The organism is Vibrio sp., assembly GCF_984391705.1.
Genome location: NZ_CFHWOM010000081.1, coordinates 1 through 11,176 on the forward strand (window position 1 = coordinate 1; position 11,176 = coordinate 11,176).

The window sequence follows — 11,176 nt, forward strand, 5'->3', positions numbered from 1 at the left end:
CCACCTGACAAAAACTGCTCCTCAATCGTAGCAACATTTTCTTTAGTAATTTGCCAAGAGTAGATCGCTTGTAGAGCAAATCGACGTGCATTACGACGTGCGGCTGGTTTCACACTGGCCCCCATTAGGAATCGATTTCTGAAAGAACGTTAATCATCTCAAGTGCGCTTAGTGCAGCCTCTGCACCTTTATTACCAGCCTTGGTTCCTGCGCGCTCGATTGCTTGGTCAATTGTATCAACCGTCAATACGCCGAATGCAACTGGAAGGCTGTATTCCAGAGAAACTTGCGCAAGACCTTTGTTACATTCACTACAAACATAGTCGAAGTGTGGAGTTCCGCCACGAATAACAGTGCCTAAAGATACGATCGCATCGTATTTGCCTGTTTTTGCTACGCGTTGAGCAACAAGAGGAAGCTCTACAGCACCAGGACAACGAACAACAGTAATGTTGTCTTCGCTAACTTGGCCATGACGTTTTAAAGTATCGATTGCACCAGACAATAGACTTTCGTTAATAAAACTGTTGAAACGAGAAATAACGATAGCAATTTTTGCGTTTGGCGCTGGGAAGCCACCCTCGATCACTTTCATAAGCCTTCCTTTAACTATGTTCATCAAGTGAGAATCGCCGGATTCTAGCACAAATCTGTGAGCAATATCTAATGGAAATTTATCATTACTCGCCTCGTTCACAACAGATTGAAAACAAAGAGGGCAAATGCTGAAACATTTGCCCTCTTATTCAATATTCTTTGTTAGCGATTACTCACAAACATACTCAACAACGTTAAGGCCGAAACCACCAAGAGCGTGGTATTTCTTGCTTGCTGAAGACAGCAGACGCATATCATGAACGCCGAGATCAGCTAGAATTTGAGAGCCAACACCGACACGGCGCGACGTACCTTGCTTTTTCGCCAATGTAGGTGCGTCACCTTTATCTTGAGCTTCAAACATTTTCACACGGTGAATCAGCAAATCCGTCGACTCTTCGTTACCTAAGATAACCAGCACACCACCATCTTTCCCGATACGCTTCATCGCGGCATCTAGTGTCCAACTACGCTCAGCATTACGGTCGCTGTGAAGTAAATCGGTAAACGTATCTTGTAAGTGAACACGCACTAACGGCGCTTCATTCGTCAGGTCGCCTTTACACAACGCATAGTGAATTTGGTTATCGATAGTGTCACGGAAAGTGACCAAATTGAAATCACCGAATTCTGTCGGTAACTTACACTCTGCCACACGCTCAATAGTTGTTTCGGTGTTGTTGCGGTATTCAATTAAATCAGCGATGGTACCTAACTTGATGCCATGTTTTTCCGCAAAAATTTCCAAATCAGGACGACGTGCCATGGTGCCATCATCATTCAGGATCTCGACAATCACGCCTGAAGGCTCTAAACCAGCAAGACGAGCTAAATCACAGCCCGCTTCCGTATGCCCAGCACGCGTTAGCACGCCACCTTCTTGAGCCGCTAGTGGGAAGATATGGCCTGGTTGAACCAAGTCAGCCGCCTTTGCGTCTTTTGCAACCGCTGCTTGTACCGTGCGCGCGCGGTCTGCCGCAGAAATACCAGTTGTGACTCCCTCTGCGGCTTCAATTGAAACGGTAAAGTTGGTTGTGTATTGAGCGTTATTATCTTGCACCATAGGAGGCAAACCAAGGCGTTCACAACGCTCTTTAGTCATGGTCAAACAAATTAAACCACGCCCGTGAGTCGCCATAAAGTTAATAGCTTCTGGCGTAACGTGCTCAGCTGCCATGATAAGATCGCCTTCGTTCTCACGATCCTCGTCATCCATTAAGATAACCATTTTACCTAGGCGAATATCTTCAATAATCTCTTGCGGGGTACTAATTGGCATTTTGCATTCCTATCTTGGCTTCTAGCGGCTAATTGAGTGAGTTAACAAAGCTGAGTTAACTTAAGCAAATCCGTTCTTTTGTAAAAATTCCATGGTGATTTTTGATTCTGGCTGCTGCTCTTGCTGACTAGTCAAAAGACGTTCCATATAGCGAGCTAACACATCCACTTCTAGATTCACCTTACGTCCAACATTAAAGTCAGCAATTGTTGTTTCTTCACCAGTATGAGGCACAATTGTCAGCTTAAAAGCATTCTTACGTAAGGCGTTAACCGTTAGACTAATACCATCAACAGTAATTGAACCTTTTTCTGCAACGTACTTAGAGAGTTCTTGCGGCATCGCCACCCAAAATTCAATCGCTCGCCCCACAAGGTTGCGCTCGACGATTTCACCGACACCGTCAACGTGACCCGAAACAATATGTCCGCCAAAACGCGTGGTCGGCAGCATCGCTTTTTCTAAGTTAACCTTGTCACCCGCTTGGTAATCAGCAAAACCTGTTTTCTTCAAGGTTTCTAGTGACAAGTCAGCGGTATAACTGTTTTCACTAAACGCAACAACGGTCAAACAGACACCATTGGTCGCAATACTATCCCCCAGTTTCACATCACCCATATCTAGCTTACCGGCATTTACCGTTACACTAATATCTTCGCCTTTTGGCGTAATCGCAGTCAGTGTGCCAACTGCTTCTACAATACCTGTAAACATGCTTAGATTTCTTTCTTTAAAATAGTGGCGACAATGCGGATATCTTTATCCACTTGTCTTACATCTTTAATATCAAGTTCAATCACGTCAGCCATAGACTCAAGGCCCAACGCGCCCAATAAACCTCGACCATCGCTGCCCATTATCTTTGGCGCTAAGTAGATGACTAATTCATCCACTAGTTTTTCCTTGATAAGACTACTGGCTAAAGTTGCGCCAGCTTCTACCCAAAGATGGTTGATATTGTGCGTGTTTACCAATGCAGCAAACGTATCTTGAAGTGAAACTTGCTGCTCCTCATTGAGGAACAATTCAACGTTGCCTTCAGGACCAACAATCAACCTCTCTCCCTCTGTTTGAAATAACTTAAGCTCAGAGGTGAGTTGGTTTTGACGATCAAGAATGACACGAACGGGCTGACGTAGTTGAGGTTCAGAGTATTGAGCTTTTATTGACTGGGGCAAATCGCTCCAGCGGACGTTAAGAGAGGCATTATCCTCAATCACGGTTTTACTTGTCGAGAGGATGGCACCGCTTTGAGCACGAAGTCTTTGTACATCTCGACGTGCAGCTTCTGAGGTAATCCACTGACTCTTACCGTTAGCTAGCGCCGTTTGTCCATCCAAACTCGCTGCCATCTTGAGTTGTACAAAAGGCAAACCCGTTTGCATACGTTTGATGAAAGCCGGATTTAGAGCGATAGCGTCTTGCTCTAACAAGCCCACTTCCACCTCAATCCCAGCATCGCGTAACATTTGAATACCGCGCCCAGCGACTTGTGGGTTCGGGTCTTGCATCGCACAAATAACCTTGGCGACCTTGGCTTTAATAAGGCCTTCTGCGCATGGAGGTGTTCGGCCATAATGAGAACAAGGCTCTAAGGTCACATAAGCGGTTGCACCAACAGAGTTTCCCCCCGCCATGCGTAGGGCATGCACTTCCGCATGAGGTTCACCCGCTCGATAATGAAAGCCTTCACCGACAATTTCACCGTCTCGGGTGATGACACAACCGACGTTCGGATTTGGTGCCGTGGTATAGATACCGCGTTTTGCTAAAGAAATAGCGCGCGACATCATTTGGAAATCTACTGCAGAAAATCGAGGCATTCCATTACACCCGTTAATCTTCGAGCCTGGCAATTTCTTCACCAAACTCGCGAATATCTTCAAAGCTTCGGTAAACTGAAGCAAAACGGATATAAGCGACTTTATCTAGTTCTTTAAGTTGATCCATAACTAAGTTACCTATCATCTCACTTGGAACTTCTCGCTCTCCCGTCGCGCGAAGCTGCGACTTGATTAAGCTGATTGACACATCAACGGCATCCGCACTCACCGGGCGTTTTTCTAATGCGCGCTGTAAGCCGCCCACCATTTTATCTTCATTAAACGGCTCTCGGTTTCCATTCGATTTAATCACTCGTGGCATTACAAGCTCTGCGGTTTCAAACGTTGTAAAACGCTCACTACACGCGAGACACTGTCTACGACGACGAACTTGATGACCATCCGCCACCAAACGCGAATCGATTACCTTAGTATCGTTTTCAGAACAAAAAGGACAATGCATATCACCTCCATATAAGTGACAGACAGTGTAGCGGATTTGGTGATCACAAGAAAAGCAAAAGGGGCTAGATAGCCCCTTTTTCAACCAAACTTTAGATTGTTTTGTTAACTACGCGGCAAGTAGTTTGCTTTACCTACCCATTTGTAGCTTGTCAGCTCTTCCAAGCCCATAGGACCGCGAGCATGCAGCTTCTGAGTAGACACTGCAACTTCAGCGCCCAAACCAAACTGCGCACCATCAGTGAAACGCGTTGAAGCATTCACATAGACCGCAGCAGAACCAACAGAGTTAATAAACAGTTCTGAGTTTTCTAGACTGTTTGTCATGATCGCATCGGAGTGGCTCGCGTTGTGAATACGCATATGGTCTACCGCTTCTTTCACGTCAGTGACAACTTTAACACCAAGCGTGTAGCTTAACCATTCAGTATCAAAGTCACCTTCGCCAGCATCACGTAATTCTTGTGCGTTTGACAGTAGAGCTTTCGCTTTTGGCTCAGCAACCAAAGTAACTTTGTCCGCAAGACGTTCAGCAAGCATTGGCAAAAACTCAGCTGCAACCTTCTCATGTACAAGTAGCGTGTCTAGCGAGTTACAAGCCGATGGACGTTGCACTTTCGAGTTCTCAACCACATTAAGCGATTTTTTAAGATCGGCACTTTCATCAACAAAAATATGACTAATACCAAAACCACCGATGATCACAGGAATAGTACTGTTTTCTTTACACATTTTGTGCAAGCCAGCACCGCCACGTGGAATAATCATATCCACGTAGTCATCCAGCTTAAGTAGTTGAGAGACTAATTCACGATCTGGCTTTTCAATGTACTGAACTGACGCCGCCGGTAGCTCCGCTTTAGCCAATGCAGATTGAATCACTTTAACCAATTCCATATTAGAGAAGAAAGTCTCTTTACCACCACGCAGGATGCTTGCGTTACCTGTTTTTAGACACAACGCAGCAATATCAATCGTAACATTTGGACGCGCTTCGTAAATCACCCCGACTACGCCAAGTGGCACGCGACGGCGAGAAAGTGACATGCCATTTTCCAGTACTTTACTGTCTAGTTCACTCCCTACTGGGTCGTTTAGACTAATGACATTACGCACATCATTAGCAATACCAGACAAACGCTCTTCGTTAAGAAGTAAGCGATCTAAAAGGGCTTCCGTTAAGCCAGCTTCACGACCTTTTTCAATATCTTTTGCATTCGCAGCAAGAATAGTTGCTGCGTTAGCTTCTAACTCATCAGCAATAATAGCTAGAGCTTGGTTTTTCTGCGCTGTTGACGCTGTAGCAAGTTGGAAAGCCGCTTCTTTAGCCGCTTTACCCATAGAAATCAGTTCCACGTTACGTTCCTTATTCTTGAATTACGACCATATCGTCACGGTGCAATACTTCATTGCCATAGTCATAGCCAAGTATGCCAATAATGTCTTTACTGTGTTTGCCAACTATTTTTGCCATATCTTGGCTAGAGTAGCTCGCAATACCACGCGCGATTAATTTACCTTGTTGATCTGTCACACGGACAACGTCACCGCGAGCAAACTCACCACTGACGCTGGTCAGGCCTTTAGCGAGTAGGCTACTTCCTTTGCCTATAACCGCATTCACCGCACCATCGTCAATCACGATATCACCTGATGCAGCAGGTCCTGCCAAGATCCAACGCTTGCGGTTTTCTAAAGCCTCTGCACACGGTAGGAAACGAGTGCCTTGCGGTTCATCACCTAATGAGTCAAATACAACATTTGGTGCGCTACCGGCAGCAATGATAACTTCAATACCTGCTCGACGCGCAATGTCTGCCGCCTGTAGCTTAGTAGCCATACCGCCAGTACCAAGTGTCGTGCCACTGCCACCAGCAATTTTACGCAGCGTATCGTCGATGGTTTTAACTTCTTTTATAAGCTCTGCATTAGGGTCTTTACGCGGATCAGCAGTAAATAAACCTTTTTGGTCGGTCAGGAGTAGCAGTTTGTCAGCGCCACATAAAATACCCACCAACGCAGATAAATTATCGTTATCACCGACTTTGATTTCACTGGTTGCTACAGCATCGTTTTCATTCACCACAGGAATGATATCGTTATCTACCAATGCGTTAATCGTATCGCGAGCATTTAGAAAGCGCTCTCGATCTTCTAAATCAGCACGAGTCAGCAGCATCTGACCGATCTTTAAGCCATAAATAGCAAACAAAGATTCCCATGTTTGAATAAGTTGGCTTTGACCAACCGCCGCCAAAAGTTGCTTACTCGCCATAGAGTTTGGCAGTGCGGGGTAACCTAGGTGTTCACGGCCTGCCGCAATGGCGCCAGACGAAACCATAACCACAGAGTGGCCTTGTTTTTTTAGCTCAGCACATTGACGCACAAGCTCTACCATGTGAGCTCGGTCCAGTGCTAGCGTTCCACCAGTTAAAACACTAGTACCTAGTTTAACCACTACAGTTTGTGGCTGTAGCGCTTTTCCGCTTTCTTGATTCATTGCCTTTCTACTATGAAATAAATAATAACCGTCACAATCAATTTCGCTACACATGAGCGCTGAAGATTGATTAGACCTGATGTTTTAGCAATCAAACGCTAAATTCACAAGTAGAAAAGGCGCTAAAAAGCGCCTTTTTATCCATTGAGGAAGATAAGCTGTGAAAATTAGACAAATTCGACAGATTCTTTGTGCATCTGAATCTGTAGCCCAAATTCACTTTGCAAGGTTTCAACTAGTTTTTGATGGAAAGCTTCTTGGGTGCGACTGACGTCCTCAATAGCTTTCTTAGGTAGCTTTTTATCCTGCCAGTCCCCCGTCAAGTCATACAGTCCTGTACGGTAACGAGCTTGAAATATCCCCTCTTCCATATTTAACTCTAACCACCACCCCCAAAACTCTCTTTTTTCTGGTGATTTTTTATCGTCTACACAAACAGACAAGCAATCGAATAGATAAGCCCCCTCTTCACATTGCGCTTCGCGCAAGTATGGGCCTATCGCCCTAAGCACCGAAAGCAAACGATAATGAGTTGGACTTTTCGTAGTATCAGACATTATGAATCTCCATATTCATCACTGAATTTATTATTAGAGGCCGCAACTAGGACTAATTAGTTTAGGTACGACCTAATATCAGTTTCGTCTAAAATACTCGACATGTCATCTAATTAGCTCATCTTCTAACCACTTAATCGCTAAATCGAGGGATTGCTCATATCCTTGTGTAATTGTTTTTGCACTAATTTTCTTTGCTTTACCATAGTCACTAAACAGCGCTACCAGTTGATTATCACTATAAGGTGACACAGGATCCCCTTCTAGGCTCATTGCCAGAATAGGGACACGAGTCTTGCGGCTCGATAAAATTCCTTGCACCTTTAATGACCACGCCATTAACTGGCTAGATAAGCTGTGAATATCAACCGCACTTTTTCCCAAACGAGATGCTAATACATCAAGGTACATTTTCGGCATCTGCTTGAGCTTATCAGGAGATGATAGAACGTCATGAATTGGTGCGCCCATCGAAACACAGGCTTTGACTTTGTCTTGCTCCATAAAAGATAGGCGAACCATAGCGTTACCACCAAAACGGAAACCTATCAAACCAACTCTGTGATGATCAACCCAAGGAATTGAGTACAACTCATTAAGTACAGCTTGGTGTAATACAGAAGTATCCTCGGTTAGATTCCAATGCGTATTATGACCAATAGACGGCATATCTACCGTAAGCATCGCAATATTTTTCTTGGCCAGATGGTCCCTAAAGATGGTCCACAAATCTGTCTGTAAGCTATCTAAGCCAGCACTAACCATAACCACAGGCTGAGGTTTTTCAGTACTGGTTAAATGTAGATGAGCGATGATGTTCTTCTTCTGGTAAGGGATTTCTAATCGCTTAACTATGTATTTCGTTTTCTTCGTCGCCTCGGTATATGCAGAGCTAGCGAGTACCTGGGCTTGAGCTGCTAGGTTATCATTCTTTAAGTGCGGGTAACCGGCAATACTAAAACAGAGCGATGCGTTGAACAGCTCATCTGCGGCATCCTCACCAATTAGCTTAGCGGATCGCTTTTGATGCAGCATTCCCAGCTTCGTCCACTCATAAGTCCAATTACCGCTGTGATATCCCATCACAGTATCTAGCCACTCTTCATGGGTGCGAGAATGCTTCGATGCCGCGACCTTCGCGAGCACTGCTTCAATCTCTATTGGATCTAAACCTTGCCACGACCATTGCATACGGCGTAAATTTCGATACCACTTGTAGCCTTCTTTCTCGCGCTTCTCTTCTAAGAAACTTTGGCTACTTGGCATGTATTGGGTAAGCTCAGAGGTTTCTTTTGCTTGTTTATGATTGGCAAACAAGGTTTCAGAAAGGTTCTTGCTGACTTCCTCAGACATGGGATTAACCTAGTAAATGTGCTTTTCTAAATAGTATAAAAAAAAATGACCCAATAAAGGGTCATTTATCAAGATTCTGTTGCGAACGAAGTAATTTGATTACTTTTGTTTACGATTGATTGGTTCTACGTACTGGATAGACATATCCCACGGCTGCTCAATCCACGTATCTTGCGCGATATCTACAACGTAATCATCAAGAAGTTCAACGCCTGCAGGTTTAGCACATACAGCTATCAATTTCGCTTTTGGGTACATTTCGCGCAATTTACGCGCTGTATCACCACTATCAACTAGATCTTCAACAATTAGGAAGCCTTCACCGTCACCTTCTGGTGCTTTTACAACAGTCATATCACGTTGGTGATCGTGGTCGTAGCTTGAGATACAAATTGTATCAACATGACGAATACCTAGCTCACGCGCAAGGATTGCGCCAGGAACTAGACCACCACGGCTCACAGCCCAAATACCTTTCCACTGCTCAGCTGGCATCTGCTTTTCAGCCAATTCGCGACAAAATGTATGCATTTGGTCCCAAGTAATAATGAATTTCTTAGCCATTGTAATAACCTAATAATTTGAAAAATCCGCATCCCCATCAAACATGACTGCACTCTAAGCATGTACTAAGTTCATTGGGGAAAAGCTACGCAAACGTTTATTTTAACGGATGCGTTTGGTAATACCAATGGGGAATTACACCCCAACTCAAAAAAATAATCGCCATACCTGTTAAACAGCTATGGCGATGGGTACCTGTGATACTGAGACCGAATTAGGCAATCAAGTATTTAAGAATAAACACTGCTGATAGAACCCAAACACTTATAGAAACTTCACGGCCACGGCCACTTAGTAACTTGATTGCTGCGTAAGAGATAAAGCCTAACGCGATACCTTCTGCAATCGAGTATGTCAGAGGCATAAGTAGACATGTTACGACAACAGGAGCAGCTTCAGTTAAATCGCGCCAGTCCACACTAACCAAACCTGACATCATCAGAATGGCAACGTAGAACAGCGCACCAGCCGTTGCGTATGCCGGAATCATTCCCGCTAGCGGCGAGAAGAAGAGAGCAAGTAAGAACAATACACCAACAACAACTGCTGTTAGACCAGTGCGACCACCTGCTGCGACACCAGCAGTAGACTCTACATAAGAGGTTGTGCTCGATGTACCAATCATTGCACCGACTGAGGTTGCAGTAGAATCTGCCAGTAGCGCTTTGCTTAGACGAGGTAACTTGCCATCTTCTTTTATAAGATCCGCTTTTTGAGCAACGCCAACAAGTGTGCCTGCGGTATCAAAAAGATCGACAAATAGGAAAGCAAAAACGACTGAAATCATGCCGACTTCGAATACGTCAGCGATGTTCATTTGCATAAAAGTAGGTGCAACACTTGGTGGCGTGGACATGATACCGCCCCACTGAACATCACCTAACATCAAACCAATTACAGTAATGATTAAGATAGCAATCATTACCGCGCCTCGTACACCACGGTAAACCAAGCCAATCGTCAAGAAAAAGCCAAGAGCCGCTAATGCTGGCTGCAACCCTGTAATGTGGCCTAAGCCAACCAAGGTCGCAGGGTTATCAACAACAATGCCAGAGTTTTGTAGACCAATAAACGCAAGGAAAAGACCGATACCTGCTGAAATACCAGTGCGCAGAGACATTGGGATTGAGTTGATGATCCACTCACGTACTTTAAATACGCTTAATGCCATAAAGATAAGGCCGGATACGAAAACCGCACCTAGAGCAACTTGCCATGAGTGCCCCATGCCTAATACAACGCCATAGGTAAAGAAAGCGTTCAAGCCCATACCAGGAGCAAGAGCGATCGGGTAGTTAGCTACAAACCCCATGATGAAACAGCCGATAGCCGCAGCAAGACAGGTTGCGACAAATACAGCACCTTTGTCCATACCCGCATCGGCTAGCATTGCTGGGTTAACAAAGATGATGTAAGCCATCGTTAGGAAGGTAGTAACACCTGCGATAATCTCAGTTTTGACGTTAGTGCCGTTTTCACTGAGTTTGAACAGTTTTTCGAACATAATCGAATCCTAGAAAGGTAAAAAGTAAACGGTTGCGTAATCGATTGGCACGAATTATAGAGTCATCAAATCTCAAATTCCAGATAGAATTAACACTCTAATCAATATTTATTCTGTCAACTATCTAAACAGTAGGGAAAGCCTCGGAGGAATCAAACCAATACCTTATAAAATTCAGCAACTAACAACACCTAAACGTTCAACAACTATACGGTGCATTTTTGTACCATGTAGTAAATTTTCAGCATGAAAGTTAATTGAGGATATCCATAGAATATGTGTTTATGCGAATAATATGCGAGGTATTGGCAAGGAGGGCGAAAACGAGTAGTTGGCGTGTGTTTTTTATCCAATACAAACACCAGATAAAAAAACGCCACTCAATTTGAGTGGCGGTTGAATCATGTCAGCTATATAGGAGCTGTAAAAAAATTCCAATATATAGGGGTGAACAAACTTGTTCGAGAGTAACAAGCGTAGGTGTTAGTAACCGAAGCTTGTTGGGTAAGTAAAGCTGCCTGTGTAAACAGAGCTGTT

The 11,176-nt window shown here is 44.3% G+C and carries 11 protein-coding genes and 1 pseudogene; all 12 read right to left on the reverse strand.

The genetic code is table 11. The features are described from left to right. Nucleotides 1–125, reverse strand: a pseudogene (locus AC4MRV_RS20380) (transcription antitermination factor NusB); the annotation flags it as partial. After that, complete coding sequence (gene ribH, locus AC4MRV_RS20385) at nucleotides 125–595, reverse strand: 6,7-dimethyl-8-ribityllumazine synthase (protein WP_005440184.1); 471 nt, start codon at nucleotides 593–595, stop codon at nucleotides 125–127. The pseudogene AC4MRV_RS20380 and the gene ribH, both read right to left, overlap by 1 nt. Nucleotides 596–766: 171 nt before the next feature. Then, nucleotides 767–1,876, reverse strand: a complete 1,110-nt coding sequence (gene ribBA, locus AC4MRV_RS20390) for a bifunctional 3,4-dihydroxy-2-butanone-4-phosphate synthase/GTP cyclohydrolase II (protein ID WP_491189135.1) — start codon at nucleotides 1,874–1,876, stop codon at nucleotides 767–769. Between the two features lie 60 nt (nucleotides 1,877–1,936). Further along, nucleotides 1,937–2,590, reverse strand: a complete 654-nt coding sequence (locus AC4MRV_RS20395; protein WP_491189136.1) for a riboflavin synthase — start codon at nucleotides 2,588–2,590, stop codon at nucleotides 1,937–1,939. A gap of 2 nt (nucleotides 2,591–2,592) precedes the next feature. Then, on the reverse strand, nucleotides 2,593–3,699 hold the full coding sequence (ribD, locus tag AC4MRV_RS20400; RefSeq protein ID WP_491189137.1) for a bifunctional diaminohydroxyphosphoribosylaminopyrimidine deaminase/5-amino-6-(5-phosphoribosylamino)uracil reductase RibD: 1,107 nt from the start codon (nucleotides 3,697–3,699) through the stop codon (nucleotides 2,593–2,595). A gap of 13 nt (nucleotides 3,700–3,712) precedes the next feature. Next, complete coding sequence (gene nrdR / locus AC4MRV_RS20405) at nucleotides 3,713–4,162, reverse strand: transcriptional regulator NrdR (protein ID WP_038139576.1); 450 nt, start codon at nucleotides 4,160–4,162, stop codon at nucleotides 3,713–3,715. Between the two features lie 104 nt (nucleotides 4,163–4,266). Next, nucleotides 4,267–5,517, reverse strand: a complete 1,251-nt coding sequence (locus AC4MRV_RS20410; protein WP_491189138.1) for a glutamate-5-semialdehyde dehydrogenase — start codon at nucleotides 5,515–5,517, stop codon at nucleotides 4,267–4,269. A 10-nt stretch (nucleotides 5,518–5,527) separates the two neighbouring features. Beyond that, the gene (gene proB / locus AC4MRV_RS20415) at nucleotides 5,528–6,661 is read right to left on the reverse strand and encodes a glutamate 5-kinase (RefSeq protein WP_491189139.1); all 1,134 of its coding nucleotides are present in this window, start codon (nucleotides 6,659–6,661) and stop codon (nucleotides 5,528–5,530) included. A 167-nt stretch (nucleotides 6,662–6,828) separates the two neighbouring features. Beyond that, nucleotides 6,829–7,218, reverse strand: a complete 390-nt coding sequence (gene crl, locus AC4MRV_RS20420) for a sigma factor-binding protein Crl (protein ID WP_491189140.1) — start codon at nucleotides 7,216–7,218, stop codon at nucleotides 6,829–6,831. Nucleotides 7,219–7,323: 105 nt separating this feature from the next. Next, on the reverse strand, nucleotides 7,324–8,571 hold the full coding sequence (gene frsA / locus AC4MRV_RS20425; protein WP_491189141.1) for an esterase FrsA: 1,248 nt from the start codon (nucleotides 8,569–8,571) through the stop codon (nucleotides 7,324–7,326). A 99-nt stretch (nucleotides 8,572–8,670) separates the two neighbouring features. Continuing rightward, a complete protein-coding gene (gene gpt, locus AC4MRV_RS20430; protein ID WP_005473584.1) occupies nucleotides 8,671–9,135 on the reverse strand; it encodes a xanthine phosphoribosyltransferase in 465 nt (154 codons plus the stop codon). Between the two features lie 214 nt (nucleotides 9,136–9,349). Beyond that, complete coding sequence (locus AC4MRV_RS20435) at nucleotides 9,350–10,639, reverse strand: NCS2 family permease (RefSeq protein ID WP_491189142.1); 1,290 nt, start codon at nucleotides 10,637–10,639, stop codon at nucleotides 9,350–9,352. Between the last annotated feature and the right edge of the window lie 537 nt (nucleotides 10,640–11,176).

What these genes read in the sequence shown, in the direction of transcription:
- ribH (WP_005440184.1), bottom strand. Translation starts at nt 595, where the DNA reads ATGAAAGTGATCGAGGGTGGCTTCCCAGCGCCAAACGCAAAAATTGCT.
- ribBA (WP_491189135.1), bottom strand. Translation starts at nt 1,876, where the DNA reads ATGCCAATTAGTACCCCGCAAGAGATTATTGAAGATATTCGCCTAGGT.
- AC4MRV_RS20395 (WP_491189136.1), bottom strand. Translation starts at nt 2,590, where the DNA reads ATGTTTACAGGTATTGTAGAAGCAGTTGGCACACTGACTGCGATTACG.
- ribD (WP_491189137.1), bottom strand. Translation starts at nt 3,699, where the DNA reads ATGCCTCGATTTTCTGCAGTAGATTTCCAAATGATGTCGCGCGCTATT.
- nrdR (WP_038139576.1), bottom strand. Translation starts at nt 4,162, where the DNA reads ATGCATTGTCCTTTTTGTTCTGAAAACGATACTAAGGTAATCGATTCG.
- proB (WP_491189139.1), bottom strand. Translation starts at nt 6,661, where the DNA reads ATGAATCAAGAAAGCGGAAAAGCGCTACAGCCACAAACTGTAGTGGTT.
- crl (WP_491189140.1), bottom strand. Translation starts at nt 7,218, where the DNA reads ATGTCTGATACTACGAAAAGTCCAACTCATTATCGTTTGCTTTCGGTG.
- frsA (WP_491189141.1), bottom strand. Translation starts at nt 8,571, where the DNA reads ATGTCTGAGGAAGTCAGCAAGAACCTTTCTGAAACCTTGTTTGCCAAT.
- gpt (WP_005473584.1), bottom strand. Translation starts at nt 9,135, where the DNA reads ATGGCTAAGAAATTCATTATTACTTGGGACCAAATGCATACATTTTGT.
- AC4MRV_RS20435 (WP_491189142.1), bottom strand. Translation starts at nt 10,639, where the DNA reads ATGTTCGAAAAACTGTTCAAACTCAGTGAAAACGGCACTAACGTCAAA.